This window comes from Streptomyces sp. NPDC060184 (assembly GCF_042728795.1).
Taxonomy (GTDB): Bacteria; Actinomycetota; Actinomycetes; order Streptomycetales; family Streptomycetaceae; genus Streptomyces.
In genome coordinates this window covers 1-22097 of record NZ_JBHWYX010000076.1, presented here as the reverse complement: position 1 = coordinate 22097, position 22097 = coordinate 1, and the positions used below count along the sequence as shown (strand labels likewise).

Annotated in this window: 13 protein-coding genes; 6 read left to right on the top strand and 7 right to left on the bottom strand. The window is 72.4% G+C overall.

Annotated features, from left to right (window positions below; genetic code table 11):
- On the top strand, window positions 1–2129 hold a 2129-nt coding region (locus tag ACFWEE_RS31540; protein WP_386894475.1), incomplete at its 5' end, for a LuxR C-terminal-related transcriptional regulator.
- Window positions 2130–2186: 57 nt separating this feature from the next.
- On the opposite strand, the gene ACFWEE_RS31535 is transcribed toward ACFWEE_RS31540, so the two are convergent.
- The 6 genes from ACFWEE_RS31535 to ACFWEE_RS31510 are packed head-to-tail and all read right to left on the bottom strand — an operon-like array spanning window position 2187 to window position 7895.
- Window positions 2187–2951 (bottom strand): ABC transporter ATP-binding protein, encoded by a 765-nt coding sequence (locus ACFWEE_RS31535; RefSeq protein WP_386894473.1) that lies wholly within the window; start codon window positions 2949–2951, stop codon window positions 2187–2189.
- Window positions 2948–3748 (bottom strand): ATP-binding cassette domain-containing protein, encoded by an 801-nt coding sequence (locus tag ACFWEE_RS31530; RefSeq protein WP_386894471.1) that lies wholly within the window; start codon window positions 3746–3748, stop codon window positions 2948–2950. Before ACFWEE_RS31530 ends, ACFWEE_RS31535 begins: the two co-directional genes overlap by 4 nt.
- On the bottom strand, window positions 3745–4620 hold the full coding sequence (locus ACFWEE_RS31525) for an ABC transporter permease (RefSeq protein WP_386894469.1): 876 nt from the start codon (window positions 4618–4620) through the stop codon (window positions 3745–3747). Before ACFWEE_RS31525 ends, ACFWEE_RS31530 begins: the two co-directional genes overlap by 4 nt.
- The gene (locus ACFWEE_RS31520; RefSeq protein ID WP_386894467.1) at window positions 4617–5582 is read right to left on the bottom strand and encodes an ABC transporter permease; all 966 of its coding nucleotides are present in this window, start codon (window positions 5580–5582) and stop codon (window positions 4617–4619) included. Before ACFWEE_RS31520 ends, ACFWEE_RS31525 begins: the two co-directional genes overlap by 4 nt.
- Window positions 5582–7102, bottom strand: a complete 1521-nt coding sequence (locus tag ACFWEE_RS31515) for an ABC transporter substrate-binding protein (RefSeq protein WP_386894465.1) — start codon at window positions 7100–7102, stop codon at window positions 5582–5584. Before ACFWEE_RS31515 ends, ACFWEE_RS31520 begins: the two co-directional genes overlap by 1 nt.
- A 52-nt stretch (window positions 7103–7154) precedes the next feature.
- Window positions 7155–7895, bottom strand: coding sequence for a DUF1684 domain-containing protein (locus ACFWEE_RS31510; protein WP_386894463.1), 741 nt, complete (start codon window positions 7893–7895; stop codon window positions 7155–7157).
- 721 nt (window positions 7896–8616) lie between these two features.
- Here ACFWEE_RS31510 and ACFWEE_RS31505 point away from each other — a divergent pair.
- The 5 genes from ACFWEE_RS31505 (at window position 8617) to ACFWEE_RS31485 (ending at window position 19703) form a co-directional block, all read left to right on the top strand.
- Window positions 8617–9066, top strand: a complete 450-nt coding sequence (locus tag ACFWEE_RS31505; protein ID WP_386894461.1) for a hypothetical protein — start codon at window positions 8617–8619, stop codon at window positions 9064–9066.
- Window positions 9063–12929, top strand: a complete 3867-nt coding sequence (locus ACFWEE_RS31500) for an NACHT and WD repeat domain-containing protein (RefSeq protein ID WP_386894459.1) — start codon at window positions 9063–9065, stop codon at window positions 12927–12929. Before ACFWEE_RS31505 ends, ACFWEE_RS31500 begins: the two co-directional genes overlap by 4 nt.
- Before the next feature lie 484 nt (window positions 12930–13413).
- Window positions 13414–15456, top strand: a complete 2043-nt coding sequence (locus ACFWEE_RS31495; protein WP_386894457.1) for a DUF4139 domain-containing protein — start codon at window positions 13414–13416, stop codon at window positions 15454–15456.
- An 8-nt stretch (window positions 15457–15464) separates the two neighbouring features.
- A complete protein-coding gene (locus ACFWEE_RS31490) occupies window positions 15465–17027 on the top strand; it encodes a mucoidy inhibitor MuiA family protein (RefSeq protein ID WP_386894455.1) in 1563 nt (520 codons plus the stop codon).
- A 300-nt stretch (window positions 17028–17327) separates the two neighbouring features.
- Window positions 17328–19703, top strand: a complete 2376-nt coding sequence (locus ACFWEE_RS31485; RefSeq protein ID WP_386894453.1) for a GH92 family glycosyl hydrolase — start codon at window positions 17328–17330, stop codon at window positions 19701–19703.
- Between the two features lie 283 nt (window positions 19704–19986).
- Here ACFWEE_RS31485 and ACFWEE_RS31480 read toward each other — a convergent pair.
- On the bottom strand, window positions 19987–22097 hold a 2111-nt coding region (locus tag ACFWEE_RS31480; RefSeq protein WP_386894451.1), incomplete at its 5' end, for a LuxR C-terminal-related transcriptional regulator.

The following is a 22097-nucleotide window of genomic DNA, read 5'->3' as shown; positions in this document are numbered from 1 at the left end:
GAGCCCGGTCCCAGATCCTCCAGCAGGCGGCCGGCAACCCCCTCGCCCTCATCGAACTCGCACGCGCCTACGCGAAAGACCCGAGCCGCCGGGACCGGGGCGCGATCGACTCGCTCCCTCTCACCGCCCGGCTTGAGCAGATATTCGCCGCCGAGCTCCCCACCCTCCCCGAGGCGACACGAGGGGCCCTGCTCCTCGCCGCGGCGGCCGGCACCGCTCAGCTCTCCGACGTCCTCCACGCGGTCCCCGGCATGGACGGCCCCGAGGTGTGGCTGCCCGCCGAGCGGACGGGGCTGGTACGGGTCGAGAGCGGCGAGGTGCGGCTGCGCCACCCGCTCGTACGTTCCGCGATCTACCAGGCCGCCACCTTCGCCGAGCGCCGCGAGGCCCACCTGGTGCTCGCCGGGGCCTTCACCGAGGAACCCGACCGCCGTGCCTGGCACCTCGCGGCGGCGGCGCTCGGTCCGGACGCGGAGGTCGCCGACGCGCTCGCCGAGAGCGCGGAGCGCTCACGCCACCGGGGCGGATACGCGGCAGCGGCGGCGGCGCTGGAACGCGCCGCCGAACTCACCCCGGACCGCGAGCAGCGTGCCCGCCGCCTGCTCGCCGCCGCCATGTCGGCCGTGCACGGAGGGCATCCGCAGTGGGTGAACGAGATCACCTCCCGGGTGGCCACGCTCACCGACGACGAGCAGCTCCTCGCCGAGGCGTCCATACTCGCGGGCTGGTCGCTGGCGGTGACGCTCCGGTACGACGACTCGATCGCCTACCTGCTGCCGGTGGCCGAGTCGATGGCCACCGTGTCCCCCGTCCTCGCCCTGGACGCGGCGGGAACGGCCGCGACCCCCGCGTACCGGTCCGGCAATCCCTTCCACCGGACCGAACTCCTGCGGATCACCGGTCTCGTCGTGGGGGAACCGCACAAGGTCGACCGTGTCTGGGTCCTGGCGTCGTGCGCTCCCTTCACCGCCCGCGACCAGGCCATGGAGCTCTTCGGCGAGGTGTTGGAGGCGCTGCCCGAGGGCGGGCTGAGCGACACCATCGTGCTCGGCGGTGCGGCCTGGGCGCTGGACGAGACGGATCAGGCGGTACGGCTCCTGGGGCGGGCCATGGATCATCTGCGCCGGGCCGCGACGGCCGGCGCCAACGCGACCGTCGCGTTCTCGCTCGCCAACTCCCTGTTCGAGAGCGGCGCCTGGACGGCGGCCCAGTCCGCCGCCGAGGAGGCGTTCTGGATGGCGACGGAGGCGGGCGCGGACTACATGGCCGTGGGCTCGCCGCTCCTCCAGGCCACGCTGCGCGCCGCACGCGGGGACCACGCGGGCGCGCGCGCCCGGGCCGGTCAGGCCGTACGCGCCGTCGACCTGCGCAAGCTGCCGGGCCTGTACGTGAGCCACCGGCGGGCGCTCGCCATGGCGGCCCTCGCGGAGGGCGACCACTCGACGGCGTACGAGCAGTTCCGGCGCACGTTCACCCGGGACTTCCACCCCCTGCCCGTGCACTACCACGCGTCCCTGTACTGCGTCGCGGATCTCGCCGCCGCGGCCGTCCGTGCCGGGCAGACCGACGACGCCCGCACCGTGCTCCGGGCCGCCGAGGGAACGCTGAGCGGGTCGCGCTCCGTCCGGCTGGACGCGATCCTGCACCGGGCCCGGGCGCTGCTCACGGACTCCGAGGGGGCGGAGGCCCACTTCCGGGCGGCGCTCGCCGACCCGGCCGCCGTCCAGTGGCCCTTCGAACACGCCCTGGCCCAGCTGGACTTCGGCGAGTGGCTGCGGCGCCACCGGCGGAGCGCCGAGGCGCGCCCGCTGCTCGCCACCGCCCTGGAGTTCTTCGAACGGCTCGACGCGCGCCCGTGGATCGAGCGCGCCTCCGCCGAACTCCGCGCCGCGGGCGTGGCCGTGACGGCCGTGACCGCTCCGGACGCGGCGGCCGACCTGACGCCCCAGGAACTCCAGATCGCCCAACTGGCCGCGGAGGGGCTCACCAACCGGGACATCGGCGCCCGGCTCTATCTGTCGCCCCGCACCATCGGCTTCCACCTGCACAAGATCTTCCCGAAGCTCGGGGTCACCGCGCGCGGTCAGCTCCGCGACGTGCTGGGGACGGCCGCGACCGGGTCGGACTGAGCGGCGGGCCGCGCCGCGCCCGGACGGGCGCTTCCCGGTGACCCGCCCCCGCCGGGGTCACACGGGCAGGCGCGGCACGCTGTCGATGAGGCGACGGGTGTAGGGGTGCGCCGGTGCGCCGAGCACCTGGGCGGTGGCGCCCTGCTCGACGACCTGCCCTCGCTCCAGCACGGCGGTGCGTTCGCAGAGGGTGGCCACCACGGACAGGTCGTGGGAGACCATCACCAGCGTGAGCCCCCGCTCCTCCTTCAGTTCGGCCAGCAGGTCGACGACCTTCACGCGGGTGGTGACGTCCAGCGCGCTGACCGGCTCGTCGGCGAGCAGGACGCGCGGGTCGCAGACGGTGGCGCGGGCGATGGCGATGCGCTGGCGCTGGCCGCCGGAGAACTCGTGCGGGTAGCGGTCGACGGCGTCCGCCTGGAGGCCGACCCGCTCCAGCGCCGCGGCGACCTTGGGCGCCGCGGTCGTACGGCTGTCGAGGCCGAGCGAGCGCAGCGGCTCCGCGACGATCGCGCCGACCTGACGGCTGGGGTCGAGCGAGGAGTAGGGGTCCTGGAAGACGCACTGCACGCTGCGCCGGAAGCTGCGCATCTGGGCGCGGTCGCGCGGGTTCAGATCGGCCCCGTCGAAGCGGACGGTGCCGGCCGTGGGCCGGGCGAGGCCCAGCAGCAGGCGGAGCAGGGTCGTCTTCCCGGCGCCCGACTCGCCGACCAGCGCCAGGCTCTCGCCCGCGTCGACGGCGAGGGAGACGTCCCGCACCACGTCGGCGGCGGACCCCCGGTAGCGTACGGCTGCGTCCTTGAGCTCCAGTACGGGCGTCATCGCGCGCTCCTCAGGTCCAGGGCGGATTCCAGCTTCCGGGCACTGGCGACCAGGGTGCGGGTGTACTCCTCGCGCGGCGCGTGCACGACGTCGTGGACCGTGCCCTGCTCGACGGCCCGGCCGTCCTTCATGACGAGGACCCGGTCGGTGACCTTGGCGACGACGGCGAGGTCGTGGCTGACGAAGAGCACGGCCATCTCCCGTTCCCGCACCAGGCCGTCGATGAGTTCCAGCATCTCCGCCTGGACGGAGACGTCCAGGGCGGTGGTGGGTTCGTCGGCGATGAGCAGTTTGGGTGCGCAGGCGAGCGCCATCGCGAGGGCGACGCGCTGGCGCTGGCCGCCGGAGATCTCGTGTGCGAAGGCGCGCGAGATCCGCTCGGGTTCGGGCAGCCGGACCTGTTCCAGGGCCTCGATCACGGAGGCGCGCAGGGGTCTGCCCTTGAGGCCGGTGCGCCGGGCGAGCGGTTCGGCGATCTGGCGGCCCAGGCGCATCAGCGGGTCGAGTGCGGTCAGCGGTTCCTGGAAGACGATGGCCGCGTCCCGTCCCCGGACCTCGGTGAGGCGCTTCTCGGGGGCTCCCACCGTCTGGTTGCCGGCGAGGACGACGCTGCCGGCCGAGGTCATGCCCTCGGGGAGCAGACCGAGCACCGCGAGGGTGGTCAGGGACTTGCCGGAGCCGGACTCGCCGATGAGGCCGAGCCGTTCACCGCCGGCCACCGTGAAGGACAGGTCGTCGACGAGGGTCCGGCCGTCGTCGGTCCGGACGGTCAGTCCCGTCACGTCGAGGAGAGTCACGCGCGCCTCCGCCGGGTGGCCGGGTCGAGGGTGTCCCGCAGGCCGTCGGCGACGAGGTTGACGCCGATGACGAGGAGGACGAGCAGGATGCCGGGCGCGAGCGCGCCGACGGGTGCCGTGGTGAAGGTGGCCTGGGCCTCCTGGAGCATGCGGCCCCACGAGGCGTTGGGCGGCGGTGCCCCGAGGCCGAGGTAGGAGAGTCCGGCCTCGGCGAGGACCGCGAGCCCGAACTGGAGGGCGAGGTTGACCACCAGGGTGGGCCAGATGTTGGGCAGCACGTGGGAGAGGACCGTGCGGGGCCAGGAGGTGCCGGAGGTGCGGGCGGCGGTGATGTAGTCGCGTGCCAGGACCCGTTTGACGAGGACGCGTACCAGGCGTGCCACGACCGCGCTCTGCGCCAGGCCGATCGCGAGGACCGCCGAGCCGAGCGTCGCCGAGCGCGCGGCGACGATGAGCATCGCCAGCAGCAGCGTCGGGAAGGCGATGAGGATGTCCAGCAGCGCCGAGAACGTGTCGTCGAGCCAGCCCTGCGCGAACGCGGCGAGCACGCCGAGGGTGATCCCGATGAGCGCGGCGACGGCCACCGAGCCGAGTCCGGCCTCGACGGCGATGCGGGAGCCGGTCATCACCTGGGTGAACAGGTCGCGGCCGAGCTTGTCGGTGCCGAGCAGGTGGCCGCCGCCGGGTCCGTCGAGCCGTCCGCCGGAGGTGTCCTCCGCGTCGAAGGGCAGCCAGAAGAGCGAGACCGCGGCCAGCAGCACGATCAGTCCGGCGAGCACGCAGCCGACGATCAGGTTGGCGGAGCGGCGGGAGCGCCGCTTGGCCGGGGTGGCGACGACGGTCGCCGGGGTGGTCAGGTCCGTCCCGGTCATCGGGTACCTCCCGAGAGTCGGCCGCGCAGCCGTGGGTCGATGATCCGCTGGACCAGGTCGGCGACGAAGCCGATCAGGAGCACCGCGAGGGTGGAGACGAACAGCACGCCCTGGATGACCGGGTAGTCGTGCTGGGAGATGCCGTTGGCGAGGAGCGAGCCGAGGCCCGGCAGCGCGTACACCGACTCCACGACGACGGCGCCGAGCAGCGTCGAGGCGAGTTCGATGCCGAGGATGGAGATCACCGGGACCGAGGCGTTGCGCAGGCCGTGCCGCCACATGGCGCGGCCGAAGGACGAGCCGAGCGCCCGCGAGGTGCGCAGGTAGTCGCTGCCGAGCACGTCGAGGGTGGCGGAGCGTACGTAGCGGATCAGGGAGGCGCTCATCACCAGGGCGATGGTCACGACCGGCAGCACGAGGGCGCGGACGGCCTCGGCGGGGTCGGCCCAGCCGTCCGGCGGGAAGCCGCCGGACGGCAGCCAGCCCGCGTTCAGCGCGAACACCGCGATGAGGATCATGCCGAGCCAGAACACGGGGACCGCGATGCCCAGTTGGGACACGCCGCTGAGCAGCGCCCCGTACCAGGTGCGCCGTTTGTACGCGGCGACGAACCCGGCGGGTACGGCGACCAGGACGGCGAGGACGAACGCGGCCAGCGTGAGCGGGAGCGTGACGTCGAGCCGGGCGCTGATCTCGGGGCCCACCGGGAGCGAGCTGACGAACGAGGTGCCGAGGTCGCCGCTCGCCATCTGCCCGATCCAGTGGGTGAACTGCTCGGGCAGCGGGCGGTCGGAGCCGATGGAGTGGCGGGCCGCGGCGATCTGCTCGGGGCTGGCGCCGACCGAGGTGAGCGCGTTGGCCGGGTCGCCGGGGAGCAGGCGCAGCAGGGCGAAGAGCACCACGCTCGCCAGGGCCAGCGACACGACGAGGAAGGCGAGCCGGCGCAGGAGGTAGCGCGCCATCAGCCCGTCTTCTTGATGTCGTAGGCGAAGAACTGGGAGTTCAGGCCGTTGACCGGGTAGCCGGAGACCTTGGTGCTCGCGACGACGATCTGCGGGTAGAGGTAGAGCCAGTCGCTGGCGGCGTCCTTGGCGGTCTGCTCGTTGACCTTCTTGAGCAGTTCGGTCTGCGCGGCCGTGTCGGGCGCCTCTTCGGCTTCCTTGACCCACTGGGTGACCTGCGGGTTGTCGTAGCCCCAGTAGAAGTCGGGGTTGCCGTACCAGACCAGGTCGCGGTCGTTGACGTGCTCCTGGAGGGTGGCCGAGAAGTCGTGGTTCTTGTAGACCTTCGTGTACCACTCGTCGGGGGTGATCGTGTTGATCTTGACGGTGATGCCGACCTTGGCGAGCTGCGACTTGATGAAGGTCGCGGCGGTCGGGTGCGGGTCGTAGTTGGGGGTGTCGAGGGTGAAGCTGAAGCCCTTGGCGTAACCGGCCTCGGCGAGCAGCTTCTTGGCCTTCGTCACGTCGTAGGCGTTGACGGAGGTGAGGTCCTCGTACCAGGGGTCGGTGGGCGGGACCATCGAGCCGATCTGCTTGCCGTAGCCGCCCCAGACGGACTCCAGGAGCTTCTTGTCGTCGATGGCGGCGGACACGGCCTGGCGCACCTTGACGTCGGTGAAGGGCTTGGCCTTGTCGTTGAACGCCAGCAGCAGCTTGGTGGTGGAGTCGCCGTCGTTGACCTTGTAGGAGCCGTTGCTCTTGAACTGCTCCAGGGCGTCGGGCGACTGCTCGCTGGTGACCACGTCGACGGCGTTGGTCAGCAGCGCGTTGTTCAGCGCGGTGGCGTCCTTGTAGTAGTGGAAGACGACCTGCTTGTTGGCGGCGGCGTCGCCCCAGTAGCCGGCGAAGCGGTCCAGGCTCAGCGCGGAACCGCGGGTCCACTTGTTCAGGGTGTACGGCCCGGTGCCGTCCTCGGTCGTCTTCAGGTTCTTCGCCTGGGCGTTGATGATCCAGACGTAGGAGAGGTTGTAGACGAAGGAGACCGACTTCTGGGACAGCGTGATCTTCACGGTCCGCGCGTCGGGGGTGGCGATGTCCTTGACGACTTCCAGGTTGCTCTTGCGGGCGGACTGGGAGTCGTCCGCGAGCACCTTCTCCAGGCTGTACTTGACGTCCTCGCTGGTGAGGGCCTTGCCGCTGTGGAACTTCACGCCGTCGCGGAGGGTGAAGGTGTAGGTGAGGCCGTCGGCGCTGGTCGTGTAGTCCTCGGCGAGGAGCTTGTCGACCTTGCCGTCGTCGGTGAGCCGGAACAGGCCCTCGTAGACGTTTCCGTTGAGCACCTCGGTGACGCCCTGTCCGCCGCCGGCGGTGTTGTCGAGGTTCTGCGGCTCGTAGAGGGAGCCGACGTTGACGACCGCGTCCTTGTTCCAGGTGCCGCCGCCGGAGGCGCTGGTGCCGCCGTTGCCGCCGCAGGCGGTCAGGACCACGGCGAGGGCGGCGACGGTCGCGGTGGAGAGGACGACGCTCTTCTTGGTGCTCATGGGATGAGGGCTCTTTCGGTGCGTGGAGCTGCGGGTCGGTCGGTACCGGCGATCAGTGCTGTGCGTCGAAGCCGTCGCGGAAGACGGGGAGCTTCTCGCCGGCCTCGATGGGCAGGTGGAAGCGGTTCTGCCGCGGCGGCATCGGACAGTTGTACTGATCGGAGAACCCGCAGGGCGGCACGAAGGCCTGGTTGAAGTCGAGGACGACCCGGCTCTCGTCCTCCGTGCGCCGCACGAAGAGGAAGCGGCCGGCGCCGTAGGTGGAGTCGCCGTTGGTCGGGTCGCCGAAGACGAGCAGCAGGGTGCCGTCGTCGTCGAAGGCGCTCAGGGTGTAGTCGCGGCCGTCGAAGGTGAGCGCGATGTCGCCCGGGACGACCAGGTCGCGGCTGCCGCCGTTGTCCCGGATGTGCTCGAACGCGACGCGCCGGGCACCCTCGACGGGCGTGTACGTGGCTTCCAGCACCAGGGCGGGGTCGTACGCGAAGGTGTCGACCCGGTCGAAGGCGCGGATGGCGGGTGCGTCGGCGTCCCAGAACCGCAGGCCCCGCTCGGGCTCGCCGCTGACCAGGTCGGTGCGCCGGACCTCGGTGACGGTCACGGTGTCCGGCGCCTGCGCGCGTGCGGCCTCCGCGTCCGGGGTCTCCCCCGTCGGCGCCCAGCGGGTCTCGACCAGGGCGAGGTTGCCCATCGGGGAGGTGAGCGCGCGGTGGCGCTCGGCACGCCAGGCGTCCCACTCCTGTGCCGGGTCGACGGTGGCGCGGGCGGGGGTGGAGTCGGACACGGCAGAACTCATTCGTCTAGGCGGGGCAGCCCTCACCACCCGGTACTACAGGAGGTGAATGCATGGCCAAAGCATCACCTTTATTGGTCATAAGTCCCCCTAATGTCAAACCTTCGATCCACATGCTGAGACGGTCGTCCCGGTCACGGAAGTCGACATTCCGCCCCCTCGACCAGCGGAGAAACCCAAGTCGTCCTGCGGAAAGGGAACTTGCACACCTTCCGCGACCGGCCGGCCGACTCCCGGATCAGTATCCGATCGGCAGCCGATCACCACCCAGGGGAATCGTCCCAAGGAGCGAGAAGAAGGGACGCGCACGGCGACCGGCCGACCAGGCACCGCGGCGGGGCACCCGGTGGGGCGGGGCACCGGCGGGGTGGGGGCACCGGCGGGGCGACTGTGGAGCCGGGCCGACGCCGCACGGGCAGCTTCTCCTCACCCACCGGCAGACCGCTCCCGTGTATCGCGCATTTTCTTCACGGACCGGACTCCGGAAACCCTGGGACTCACGTTCTCCCCCCACCTAGCATGGGCCGTACGCCAAGGGCTGCCCCGTCATCCCTGGCGGGCGCGACGACGGCCGTGGCACCTCGCCTCGCCGTCCCGACGTCCGCATACATCCGATACGCGAATGCTCCTCCGCCCCGGATGCACCGCGTCCGACGCCGCACACCGATCCACCGCGGATCACGGGACAGCCCTTGGCCAGGCCCATCGGACTCGGGGGATGCGCATGGAAGACCAACTGACCGTTTTGGCGGCAACGGCCGCGACGACGGTGGTGAACTCACTGGCCACCGATACCTGGGAGCAGGTACGGGCGCTGGTGGGACGTCTGTGGCGGCACCATCGTCCGGAGCACGCAGCAGCCGTGGAAGAGGAACTGGGAAACGCCCGCGAAGTACTTCTCGGCCCGGCGGCTCACGAGGAGGACGGGCCCGACCTCACCGCCGCCTGGCGGGTGCGGTTCCGCCAGCTGCTCGCCACCGACCCGGCAGCGGCGCGGGCGCTCACCGAACTCGTCGCCGAGCTCACCGCCGGACTGCGCGAGGAAGCCGGACTGCATCAGGAAGGGGGAGAAAGAGAGCAGCCTCCGCCTCGCACGGAGATGCGGGCGCGGGCCGACGGCGACGCGGAGATCTACCAGGCCGGTCGCGACATGACGAACATCAGGTTGTCATGACGTCCCGCCGGGAGCCCGAGCAGAAGGCACGCGCCGTCGAGCAGATCGCCTGGGCCTCGGGGCGCGCCGGCGTGTACCAGTCGGCGGAGAACATGATCGTCGTCAACGGCGGTGTGCTCCACCGACACGAGCACTACCACTCCGGCGGCGAGGACTACGGCCGGACCTCCACCCCCTCGACGGTCGAGACATGCCCCTATCCCGGGCTGCGCCCGTTCCGGATGGACGAGTCCGAGTGGTTCTTCGGTCGGGAGGCCCTCGTCAGCAAGGTCATGGACCGGCTCGAAGACTGCCTGACCGACCGGATCCCGCTCGCCGTCGTCGCGCCCTCCGGTGCGGGCAAGTCGTCGCTGCTGCGCGCCGGGGTGCTGCCGGCGCTGGCCAAGGGTCAACTGCCGGGCAGCAGGCACTGGCCGCAGCTGCTGCTGACTCCCACCGCTGATCCGCCCGCGGCTCTCGCCGCGGGACTCGCCAACCTCATCGGTGCCGAGGAGGCGCTGGTCGCGGAGGCGATGGGAGCAGGTCCCAGCACCCTGAGCGCGCTGCTGCGCGGGCGGCTCGAACTTCCGTCGGGCGGCCGGGTGGTCGTCGTTGTCGACCAGTTGGAGGAATTGTTCACGCTCTGCCACGAAGAGTCCGTACGCCGTCGTTTCGTGGATCTGCTCGCCGGTCTGACCGGTACCACCGGTACTGAGGAGCCCGCGGTCGTGGCCGTCTACGGTCTGCGCGCGGACTTCTACGGATCCTGCGCCACCTTTCCCCATCTGCGCGACGCTCTGGTGAACCGTCAGGTCATCGTCGGCCCGATGACCGACGACGAGGTGCGCAGCGCCGTGATCCGGCCGGCCCAGCGGACTGGCCTGTCGCTGGCCAAGGGACTCGTGGAGGTCATCCTGGGTGACCTGCGCGGCACGAGCGGGCAGGGCGGGGGCGCGTACGAGGCCGGTCGGCTGCCGCTGCTCGCGCACGCTCTGCGGGCCACCTGGCGGGAGCGCAGGGACGACACCCTGACCGTGGACAGCTACCGCGACACCAAAGGCATCGACGGTGCGGTGGCGGCCACCGCCGAGGAGGAGTTCGGGAAGCTGAGTCCGGTCCAACAACAGGCGGCGCGGCTGATGTTCCTCAGTCTCGTGAGCATCGGGAAAGGCGGCGAGGTGACACGGCGCCGGCGCACCCGCCGTGACCTGCTGCTGGCCGCCGCCGACCCGCATGCCGTCCCTGACGTCGCCGAGCGGTTCACCCGAGCCCGCCTGCTCACCCAGGGGGTGGAGCGGGAGCAGGGCACCGTCGAGGTCACCCACGAGGCGCTGCTGTGGGCCTGGCCCCGGCTGCGCCACCTGTGGATAGGAGCGGGCAAGGACGGTGTGGCGGTCCGCCAGGAGCTGGAGGAGGCAGCCGTCGCCTGGGAGAGCGACGGACGCAGGGATGTGACGGCCCTGCACCGCGGGGCCAGACTGCAGGTGGCCCGGACCTGGGCGTCGGGCGCGAGCCCCGAGGACCTCACCCCGCTGGTCAGGGACTTCCTCGATGCCTCCGGGCGTCAACAGCGCCGCGCCCAACTGCTCAAGCGTGGCGCGGTGGTCGCCGTCACCGTGCTGGCGCTGCTCGCTTCGGGGTTGGCGGCGCTCGCGCGCGACCAGACGCGCGACGCCCTCGACCAGCGTGACAACGCGATCTTCGAACGGGTCGCCGCCGAGGCTGACCGGCAACGCCCGACCGACACCGCACTCGCCGCGCAGCTCGACCTCGTCGCGTACGGGATGCGGCCGACGGCCTCGCTGCGCACGCGGCTCATGACGGAGGCGGGTTCCGTGATGTCCACGGCACTGCCGGAGCGATTCCCCATCGTCAACTCGGTCGCGTTCGGTCCGCACGACGAACTGGCGACCGGCGCGGTGACGCTGCGGTTCTGGAATGCCTCGGACCCGACCCGGCCGGCTCCGCTGACCTCCGCGCTCAGTGCCGGGAAGGGCGTCAGCGTGCAGCCGGTCGCCTACAACGTGCGGGGCGATCTGCTGGTCCGGGGCGGCTCGGACGGCACCATACGGATCCTGGACGTCTCCGAGGCCCGGCATCCGGTGACGCTGTCGGCTCCGGTGAGCGTGGCACAGGGCGCGGTGGTGAGCGTGAGGTTCAGCCCCGACAACCGGACGCTGGCGCTCGGCACTCTCACGGCCGGCAACTCCACGACCGGCACCGTGCAGCTGTGGGACGTCGCCGATCCACGACGTCCGCGTCGGCTGAGTACCGTGACTGTCGCTCGGCAGCAGGGCGTCTCCTCCGTCGCCTTCAGCCCGGACGGTGCCACGCTGGCCGTCGGCGGCGGCACCACGGGGTCGACCGGCAGCGCCTCGCTGCTGCGGTTGTGGAACGTGTCGGACCCGGCCCGACCGGCCGCCCTGGGCGGCGCGGTGGCCGGCCACACGAGCATCGTCAACCAGGTGGCGTTCAGTCCCGTCGGGCACGTGATGGCCAGCGCCGGGAGTGACGACAAGGTGCTGGTCTGGGATGTCTCGGACCCGGGCCGGCCGAAGGCGGTGGCGAGGTTGTTCCTCAGCAATCCGGCCAACTCGGTCGCCTTCAGCCCGGACGGCAGCGTCCTCGCCACCGGGGACCAGTCCGGGGACATCAACCTCTGGAACGTCGGCGCCCCGAGCTCCACCAGGGCTCTCGGCCCTCCGCTGCGCGGACACACCTCCACCGTCAACAGCCTGGCCTTCGACTCCACCGGGCACACCCTGGCCAGCGGCAGCGGGGACGGCAGGGCCTTGCTGTGGCGGCTGCCCCCGACCCTGGCCGTCACGGGTGGCGGCCAGGCCGTCGAGGCGCTGACGACGACCGGCGACGGCCGGCTGCTCGCGGTCGCCTCCGGCCGCCGGGTCACCCTCTGGAACGTCTCCGACCCCGCCCGCCTGACCCGCCTCGGTGCCCTCCCGCCGTTCTCCTCGGGCGTGAACACGGTGTCCTTCAAACCCGGGACGGCCGGCGGAACCGTACTGGCCACCGGCGACTTCGGCGGCCATGTGCGGCTGTGGGACGTCTCCGCGCCGGCCCGCCCGGCGGAGATCGGCACGGCACTGCCCGGACAGACGAAACCGGTCGGGGCACTGGCCTTCGACGCCGACGGTCACACACTGCTCGCGGCCACCTTCGACATCCAGGGCGGTTCCGCCGGCGGGATACGCGCCTGGGACGTGGCGGACGTGGACCACCCCGCCGCACTCGGCGACGCCGAGCTGCCCGAACAGCAGTGGCCGACCAGAGGCATGGCCGCCGCACCCGGCGGCGGCTACGTCTACACCGGTACCTTCGCCGGCGCCATTCGCGTCTGGCGCACGGGCGAGGGGACCGTTCCCTCCCTGGCGGGTCAGGTGGCCAGCGGCCAGCAGATCTTCACCCTTGCCGCCGGCCCGGGTTCGCGGCTGATCGCGACGGGCAACGGGGACAGCAGGGTCAGGCTGTGGGACGTGTCCCGGCCGCAGTCCCCGACCGCCGTCGGAGAACCGCTGCTCGCCGGCGGCATCGTGAGCAGCGCCGGGTTCGCCCCGGACGGCGGACTGCTCGCGAGCGGCAACACCCTCGGGCAGATCCGCCTGTGGGACAGCTCCGATCCGGCCCACACCACCGCGTACGGGCTCCCGGTCACCGGCCACGGCGGCTGGGTCAACGCGCTGCTGTTCGGCCCGCGCGACGGCCTGCTGATCACGGGTGGCCAGGACGGCACCGTACGTCTCTGGCAGACCGACCCCGCTCGCGCCCGCACGCTCCTGTGCGCGTCGACGCAGCGGGCCATGACCCCCGCTCGGTGGAAGGAGTACGTATCGCCGGCTCTGCCGTACAACCCGCCCTGCGGCACATGACATCAGCCGCGTCGCCCGGCGCGTTCCGGCCGGTGGCTCTCGACCGCTCGGGTTCGTCGCCGAGGCTGCCTGGCACCTCCCGCACATGGCCGGTGAGAACCGGGCGCGGTGGTTCGTCGTCACGTGCCACGCGGCGGAACTCGGCCCTGGTGCGAAGCGACACGCGTCCGGGGACACGGTCTCCGCCGGCCCGACCACCCGTCAGGAACGCCCCACCGGGATGGTCGTGGCGGTCGGCGGGGCCCCACCGGGACGGCCCGCCGGTCCGACCGGTGGGCCGTCGCGCGCAGGTGGGGGCGCGCGGCGCCTACGAGGACTCCGTCACGAGGCGCAGACGAGTTTCAGAGGACCGGGACTCGGCCCCGCCGCCCGGCCCCCCTCTCCCGGTCCCCCTCTCCTCCGGCTTCTTCCGGTCAGCCGCTGACGCCAGGAGCGCCCCGGCGTAAGCTGCGCTCGGCATGGACACGGCGGGGGTGCGGAGCGCATGACGGCTGGATCGACGCAGAGCTGGGAATCGACCCTCGACGCGGTCGTGGTGTACGCGCAGGGCGCGGTCTGCCGCCGCCTGACGCGGGGCCACGTGCCGCCCGACGGCCGGGTACGGGTGACGGGGCTGCCCCGCACGGTCGACCCGGGTTCGCTGCGGGCCCGGGTGCTGGGAGCCTCCGGGCCGCGCGTCACCGAGGCCAGGGTGGAGACCGGGGCCGGACGGCTCGGCCCGGACGCGCCCCGGGGCCTGCGGGACGAGGTCGAGCGGCTCAAGGACGCGTGCGAGGCGGTGCGGGGGCGCCGGGACCGCGTGATGAGCCGGATCGAGGAGGTCGGGGCGCTCCGCCCGGTACCGCCCCCGCGAAGGCGCGACGACCCGCGGCACCGCCGTACCCCGGTCGACGCGTGGCTGGATCTGGCCGGTTTCGTCGACGAACGCCTGACGGGACTGCACCACCGCCTCTCCGAGCTGGAGGAAGCCCTGCGCGTGGCGGAGCACGAGGTGGAGGTCGCCGCGGACCGGCTCGCCCGCGCCTCCACCGACGCCCCGTCGGCGCACGTGGAGAGCACGGTCTGCGCGGTCCTGACCGTCGACGGCACCGGCGAGGTGGAGCTGGAGCTGGAGTACGGCGTGCCCGGCGCCGTCTGGGTGCCGGCCTACCGCCTCGCGTACCGGCAGGGCGACGGCAGCGGCCGTCTGCTGCTGCGCGCCTCGGTCGCCCAGCGGACCGGCGAGGACTGGACGGGCGTGCGGATCGCCCTGGCCACCGCCGATCTCCGGCGCCGGACCGACCTTCCGAAGCTGCGCTCGATCCGGATCGGGCGCAGCCAGCCCGCCCCCGCACCGGCCGGGTGGCGGGAGCCTCCGGCCGGACTCGCCGGCCTCTTCTCGGGGTACGACGCGGCGGGCACCCGCCCGGCCGTGCCCGTCACCGCCCGGGCGGCCTCGCCGATGGCCGGCGGCGCCCCGGCCGAGTTCCTCTCCGCTCCCCCGCCACCCCCGCCGCCCCCGCCGCCGTCCGCGCCGGTGCAGGCCCGGGCGAAGCACGGCGGTCCCCCGGCCCCGGGAAGCATGTCCTACGGTGCCGCGCCTGCCACATGGGGCGCCGCACCTGTCGCGCCCGGCGCACCCGCCCCCGCGGCCCCGGGCGCTCCCGCTCCGGGTGCCGTACCTCCCCCGCCGCCGTCACCGCCCGCCGGTCCTCCACGGCCGAGCAGCGCGGAGCTCGATTACGCGAGCCTCGTCCTCTGCGGCCCGGACGAACAGGGCGACCGCCGGGGCCGGCTCTTCGCCGAGGCGCCGTTCGACCCGGTGGTGGCCGAGCACCGCCGCCGCGCCGAGGCGGTGGCCTCGCTGCCGCTGCCCGGACAGGCCGTGCGGCCCCGGGAGTCGGCGGGCTCCTTCGACCACCGCTTCGACGCCGCCGCCCGGGCCGACGTACCGTCCGACGGCACCTGGCACACCGTCACGGTCGGTGAGATCCCCGTCGGTCTGCGCGCCGAATACCTCTGCGTGCCGTCCGTGGAGCAGACCGTCTACGCGACGCTGGTGCTCTCCAACGCCACCGGCCAGGCGCTGCTCGCCGGGCCGGTGGAGGTCACCGTCGACGACGAGTTCCTGCTGACCGCCGCGCTGCCCACGCTCGCCCCCGGTGGTGTCCGCCGGGTGGGGCTCGGGCCGGCCGAGGGCGTCCGCGTCACCCGGCGTACGAACCTGCACGAGTCGGCCTCCGGGCTGCGCGGCAACACCACCGTGCTCAACCACGGTGTCCGCGTGGAGCTGGCCAACGGGCTCCCGCGCCCCGTCCGCGTGGAGGTCCACGAGCGGGTGCCCGTCACCGGCGATCCCGACGTCCGGATCGAGGAGCGGGCCGGCTGGGCGGCGCCGGTGGAAGGCGCGGGGCCGGACCAGTACGCGCCGGGCACGCGTGTCTGGCGACTGGACCTGCCCGCAGGGGCCACCGCCGCCCTCGACGGCGGCTACGAGATCCGCATCCCGACCGGCAAGGCCCTGGTCGGCGGCAACCGTAGGAGCTGACACCCGCCATGTCCACGGCCCCGAAGCCTTTCCCCCTCCCCGTCACCGCCGTCACGTGCCTCGAAGACCGGGCCCACGTCGAGCGTGCCGTCGTGCTCGACCTGGAAGCCGGGGTCCAGCGGCTGCGTCTCGGCCCGGTCGGCGCGCTGGCCGTCGACCGGAGCCTCCACGCGGAACTGACCGCCCCGTACCCCGCGACCGTCCTCGACGCGCGGATCGTCCGCACGTGGGCACCACGGGGACCGCAGCCGCTCGCCGGGGAGGACTCCCCCTTGCGTCACCGTGTGCGCGCCCTCGAAGAGGAGCGGCCGGTTCTGGAACGGCGGCGGGACCGTCTGCTCACCCGGCTCGACCTCCTCGGCCGTCTCGCCGCCGATCTGCTGCGGGAGATCGGCGAGGGCGCCGGCCACGGGGAGACCGAACAGGCCCGTTGGTCCGGCGAACTGGACCGGGTGGACGAGGAACGCGACACGTACGAAGAGCAACTCCGGACCGTAACTGCCGAGCTGGCCGCACGCGCCGAAGAACTCGCCGAAGCACAAAGGGTCATGGCCCTCGCCGAGGAGGAACCCGCCGAACTCGTCGGCCACATCGAGCTGACCGTGGAGGCCGCGCAGGCCGGTCCGGCCGGGCTGCGTCTGACCCACCTCACCCCGTGCGCGCTGTGGCGGCCGGCCTACCGGGCCGTGCTCGACGGGGGCTCCCTGACCCTGGAGACGGACGCGGTGGTCTGGCAGCGTACGGGCGAGGACTGGTCGGACGTACCGCTGACCCTGTCGACGGCCCGTTCGGCGTCGGCCGGCGTGCCACCCCGGCTGACCGAGGACCGGCTGACGCTGAGGGACCGCCCGGCGGCGGAACGCCGCACGGTCGAAGTCGACTTCCGCGAGGAGGAGGTCGCGACGCTCGGCCCCGTCCCGGTGCTCGGCCTCCCGGGGGTGGACGACGGCGGCGAGGCGCGGGTGCTGAAGGCGCCGGCGCGGGTCTCGGTACGAGGTGACGGCCGCGCCCACCGCGTACCGCTCTCCGCGTTCACCGCCGCCGCGCGCGACGAGTACGCCTGCTCACCGGAGTTGTCCCCGCTCGTCACCCAGGTGGTGCGGTTCGACAACCTCTCCGGCCACGCGCTGCTCGCCGGTCCCGTGGACCTGATCCGCAAAAGCGGGTTCAACGGTCGCGGCGCGATGGAGTTCACCGCACCCGGCGGTCCCGTCGAGCTGGCCTTCGGCAGCCGCGACGACGTCCACGTGGTCCGGGAGGCCGAGGAGTCCCGCGACACCACCGGCATCACCCAGCGAACCGTGGTCACCCGCACGGTGCGGCTGCACCTGTCGCGATTCTCCGCCCCCGGGGAGGGGGACGAGCGGGTGGTGGTCCTGCGGGAGCGCGTCCCGGTCTCCGAGGTCTCCGCCGTGGAGGTGCACCTGCGCAAGGACGCGTGCTCCCCCGCACCGGACGTGACGGACGCCGAGGGCATCGCCCGCTGGGACGTCTCCCTCCCGCCCGGCGGCCACCGCACGGTCACCCTGGTCTACGAGGTGTCGGCGAGCGCCAAGGTGACCGGGATCTGAGCGGAGTCCGGACGGGGTCGGATGCGGTGCCCTCGGCTTCCGGAACGCGATCGACGAGGTCTTTCCCGAAACCCGCCACCCATGCTGCCAGGTCCACAGAACGCCCGACTGCGATCATGTCGGACGACACGCCAGGACAGGACCTCCCGGCCGGCTTCGGGTTCCGGCCTTATCGGGGCGACGCGGAGGCCGGGCAGAAGCGGAACGGAAGCAAGGCGTCCGCGGGTTGACGGGACCATGTCCGAACGGCAAAGATCATCGAGCTCGCATCTGACAACGTTGTCGTACGAGAGGAATGCGATGAAAGCGCTGAGAAAACGCGTGTGCGGCGTCCTGTTGATCGCCACCACGATGGTCGCGGCCTCCGCCACCTCCGGAGTCGCGAACTCCCGTCCCCAGGGAGCGAAGTTCGCGGCGGATCCCACCACGCTGGTCGACACGTCGATCGGCAACAACGGCGACGGGACCACCTTCCCCGGGGCCTCCGCACCGTTCGGCATGGTGCAGTTGAGCCCCGACACCCAGCTGAACAAGTACGCCTCGTACGACTACGCCCAGGACACCATCCTCGGTTTCAGCCACACGCACCTGTCGGGCGTGGGCTGTCAGACGATGGGCAACGTCCGCTTCATGCCGACCACCGGCGCGGTCACCTCGTCCGACCCGGCGCAGTACGGCGCCAAGTTCAGCCACGACAACGAGACCCGCTCGCCGGGCTACTACGGCGTGAAGCTCGACAACGGCATCGACGCGGAGCTCACCGCGACCGAACGCACCGGCCAGCACCGCTACACGTTCCCGGCCGGGTCCGACTCGGAAAACGTGCTGATCGAGACCGGCCAGAGCAACGGCAGCACCTACGCCGGTGACATCAAGGTGGTCGGCGACGACACCGTCGAGGGCTGGCTCCAGGGCGGCAACTTCTGCGGCGAGACCGGCAAGGAGCGCTATCGGATCTTCTTCAGCGCCACGTTCGACCGGAAGTTCTCGACGTTCGGCACCTGGTCCGACGACACGCTCACGCCGGGCGCACGCGAAGCGACGCGCGGCACCAAGCGGGCCGGGGCCTGGCTGTCCTTCGACCCGTCCGAGGGCGACCGGGTCGGTGCCTCGGTGGGCCTGTCCTACACCTCGGTCGACGGTGCCCGGCTCAACCGCAAGGCCGAGCAGCCGAAGTCGTTCGACAAGGCACGGGCCGGCGTGCACGACGCCTGGAAGGACGAGCTGAACCGGATGCGCGTGGCCGGCGGCACCACCGCCGACCAGCGCACCTACTACAGCGCGCTCTACCACTCGCTGCTGCACCCGTCGATCGGTTCCGACGTCGACAACCGTTACCGCGGCTTCGACGACCAGGTGCACCGCGCGGACTCGACGTACTATCAGATGTTCTCGCTCTGGGACACCTACCGTTCGCAGAACCAGCTGGTGGCCCTGGTGAACCCGGACAAGGCCACCGACATGGCCAAGTCCGTGCTGCGCGTCTACCAGGACGGCGGCTGGCTGCCGCGCTGGGGGCTCGGCGGCGGCGAGACCAACGTGATGAGCGGCGACCCCATCACCCCCTGGGTCGTCGACCTCTACAACCGCGGACTGCTCGACAAGTCCACCTCGCGCCGGCTCTTCGACGCGCTCTGGAAGAACGTCAACGAGGTCCCCGCGGACCAGTCGATCTTCCGAGGCCGCGACGGCAACCCGACCTACGTCCAGAACGGCTGGGTCGCCTACCAGAACCTGCCCGGCTACACGTACGGCGACAGCCGCCAGGCCGGTTCCGCCACGCTGGAGTACGCGCTCGCCGACTGCGCGCTGTCCACCATGGCGAAGGGCCTCGGCTACCAGGACAAGGCCGCGACCCTCGCCTCGCGCTGCGACAACTTCGCCACGCTCTGGGACGACGACGTGACCTCGCAGGGGTTCACCGGCTTCCCGGTCACCCGCAACGCGGACGGCACCGTCGCCGGGGACCCCGACCCCACCCAGTCCGGAGCCTTCCACGAGGGCACCGCCTGGCAGTACCAGTGGCTCGCCCAGCAGGACCCGCAGACCCTGTACGGCCTGATGGGCGGCGAGGACAAGGCCGAGCAGCGGCTCGACACCTTCTTCGACCTGCCGACCGTGCTCGCCGACCCGGCGAAGGCCGCCAAGGAGAGCTGGGTGACGGGGGCGTACGACTACCACAACAACTTCGCCTTCAACCCGAACAACGAGCCCGACTTCCACACCCCGTGGATGTACACGTGGACCGACTCCCCGTGGAAGACCTCGTCCGTGCTGCGCGCGATGCGGACTCTCTTCACCGATGACGCGTACGGCATGCCCGGCAACGACGACCTCGGCGCCACCTCGTCGCTGCTCGTCTTCGCCATGGCCGGCGTCTTCGAGGCCCAGCCCGGCTCCGCCGACTACATCATCACCGCGCCGATGTTCGAGAAGGTCGAGATCCGGCCGGAGCACGGCCGCACGATCAGCATCGAAGCCCCCGGCGCGAGTGCGTCGAAGCTGCAGTACGTGTCCTCCGTGACCACCGCCAAGGGCAAGCTGCGCCAGAGCTGGCTCTCCCACGAGAACCTGCTCCACGCCGGCACGATCCGGATCGGCCTCTCCGACACGCCCACCACCTGGGGTGTCAACGCCGCGCCGCCCGCCATGGGCGCCACGGCCGCCAGGCACTGACGGCCCGGAATGCGGCCCCCCTCCCCGGAAAAACGGGGAGGGGGGCCGCACGTCGTGACAGGACCGGCCGCCAATCCCGCGAACGGCGTTGGTCATGGTCTTCCACGACCTGTCCATGGAGGCCACCCCGTGGGAGCGCACCGCAGTGCCGGAGCGCGGCGGGATCGTCGGGCTGGGGACCACCGCCCAGGTGCCCGGAGAACTGGATCACCACTGCACCCCCTGTCCGCACTCTCATGGACAGCGTGCCGCGCATGCTGCGACGCGACGCGGACGGGGGCCGTCAGACGGGCTCCAGCGCGTCGCGGAGCTGACCGCGCGCGGTGATCCCGAGTTTGGGGAAGATCTTGTGCAGGTGGAAGCCGATGGTGCGGGGCGACAGATAGAGCCGGGCGCCGATGTCCCGGTTAGTGAGCCCCTCCGCGGCCAGTTGGGCGATCTGGAGTTCCTGGGGCGTCAGGTCAGCGGCTGCGCCCGGCGCTGAGGAGGCTGCCACCTGCACACCTGCGGCGCGGAGTTCGGCGCCGGCCCGCTCCGCCCAGGGGCGCGCGTCGAGCCGGTCGAAGTACTCCAGGGCGGTGGCGAGCAGCGGGCGCGCCTCGGCGCTGCGCCGTCGGCGCCGCAGCCACTCGCCGAAGTCCAGGTGGACCAGGGCGTGTTCGAAGGGCCACTGGGCGCCGGCCGGGTCGAGCGCCGCACGGAAGTGCGTCTCGGCCTCGTCGGAATCGGTGAGCAGCGCCCGGGCGCGATGCAGGATCGCGTGCAACCGGGCGGAGAGGGAGTCGCCGAGCGTGTGCTGGGCCGCGTGCAGCACGGTGCGGGCGTCTTCCGCCTGCCCGGCGCGGACGGCGGAGGCCGCGAGGTCGGCGAGGAGGTAGAGGGAGGCGTGGTAGTGCACGGGCCGGGGGTGGAAGTCCCGGGTGAAGGCGCGCCGGTACTGCTCGTAGGCCGTCCGGTGGTCGCCTTCCGCGAGGGCTGCCATGCCGAGCACACGCCGGTGCAGCACGTACAGTCCTGGGGACGTGTTCAGGTCGAGGGCGCGCACCGCCCGGTCCGCCCCGGAGCGGGCTCCGGCGTGGTCTCCGCGTGCGGCGCGCAGCGTGGCCTGGAGGAGCGGCGCGCCCACGGTCATGTAGTCGGCGCCGGCCTCGGTCGCCATCCGGAAGGCGTCCTCGGCGGTGGACTGGGCGGCCGTCCACGCACCGCTCTCGAACAGTGCGTTGGCCAGTGAGTACGCGGCGGTGGCGTTGCTGCCGGCGGTCGCCGCCCGGCGCAGATGGTCCAGGGCCTGGCCGAGCAGGCGCACGGCGTGGGCGGTCTCGTCCAGGACCCAGGCGGAACCCCCGAGCACGACGACGTGTCCCGGCGAGCTCTCGGGCACCGCTTCGAGCGCGCGACCGAAGAGTTCCATGGTCCGGTCGCGGGCGGTGAACGGAGCGCACGCGGCCCGGACCCAGATGCGGTCGACGTGGTGCGGTTCCGCCACGACGAGGTCGTTGATCCGCTGGAGTTCGAAGCGGTGGAAGGGTTCCGCGAGCCGGTATGCCGGGGTCGCGGCCGTTCCGATCGCCTCCAGCGCGATGTCCGGTGATTCGGTCGCCATGGACTCTGCCACGGGCAGCAGACGGGCCAGGGACGCCTCGTACCGGAGGGTGACGGCCAGGGACCAGCCGGCCAGGTTGGCCGACTCGGCGAGCAGCCGTGCGTCGTGCGTGAGCGTGTCGACCTGGGTCGTGATTTCGTTCACCCACTGGGGGTGCCCGGCGAGCAGGGCCAATGAGGCCGCGGCGAGCAGGCGGCGGGCGCGCTGCTCGCGGTCCGGGGTGAGTTCGGCGGCGCGTTCCAGCGCCGCCGCCGCTGCCGCGTATCCGCCCCGGTGGCGTGAGCGCTCCGCGCTCTCGGCGAGCGCGTCGGCGACCTCCGCGTCCGGCCCCGTCGAGGCCGCGGCGAGGTGCCAGGCACGGCGGTCGGGCTCGTCCACGAGCGAGGAGGCGAGGATCAGGTGGGCCTCGCGGCGCTCGGTGAAGGTGGCGGCCTGGTAGATCGCGGAACGTACGAGCGGGTGGCGCAGGCGCACACGGCCGCCTGCGACCCGTATCAGACCGGTCCGCTCGGCGGGCAGCCACACACGCGGGTCCGCCAGTCCGGGGACGGACTGCAGCATGCCGGGAAGGCTGGCGCTGCCGGCCGCCGCCGCCAGGAGCAGCGCATGCCGCGTCGTCGGAGGGAGGGTGGGGAGGTCGGCGGCGAATATCTGCTCAAGACGCGTGGTGAGAGGGAGCGAATCGGCCCACTCCGAGTCCCGGCGGCTCGGGTCTTTCGCGTAGGCGCGTGCGAGTTCGATGAGGGCGAGGGGGTTGCCGGCCGCCTGCTGGAGGATCTGGGACCGGGCTC

Bases quoted from the DNA above. Each gene is read 5' to 3' on its own strand.
- ACFWEE_RS31525 (WP_386894469.1), bottom strand. From the start codon at position 4,620: ATGACCGGGACGGACCTGACCACCCCGGCGACCGTCGTCGCCACCCCG.
- ACFWEE_RS31515 (WP_386894465.1), bottom strand. From the start codon at position 7,102: ATGAGCACCAAGAAGAGCGTCGTCCTCTCCACCGCGACCGTCGCCGCC.
- ACFWEE_RS31495 (WP_386894457.1), top strand. From the start codon at position 13,414: ATGACGGCTGGATCGACGCAGAGCTGGGAATCGACCCTCGACGCGGTC.
- ACFWEE_RS31485 (WP_386894453.1), top strand. From the start codon at position 17,328: ATGAAAGCGCTGAGAAAACGCGTGTGCGGCGTCCTGTTGATCGCCACC.
- ACFWEE_RS31510 (WP_386894463.1), bottom strand. From the start codon at position 7,895: ATGAGTTCTGCCGTGTCCGACTCCACCCCCGCCCGCGCCACCGTCGAC.
- ACFWEE_RS31535 (WP_386894473.1), bottom strand. From the start codon at position 2,951: ATGACGCCCGTACTGGAGCTCAAGGACGCAGCCGTACGCTACCGGGGG.
- ACFWEE_RS31505 (WP_386894461.1), top strand. From the start codon at position 8,617: ATGGAAGACCAACTGACCGTTTTGGCGGCAACGGCCGCGACGACGGTG.
- ACFWEE_RS31500 (WP_386894459.1), top strand. From the start codon at position 9,063: ATGACGTCCCGCCGGGAGCCCGAGCAGAAGGCACGCGCCGTCGAGCAG.
- ACFWEE_RS31490 (WP_386894455.1), top strand. From the start codon at position 15,465: ATGTCCACGGCCCCGAAGCCTTTCCCCCTCCCCGTCACCGCCGTCACG.
- ACFWEE_RS31520 (WP_386894467.1), bottom strand. From the start codon at position 5,582: ATGGCGCGCTACCTCCTGCGCCGGCTCGCCTTCCTCGTCGTGTCGCTG.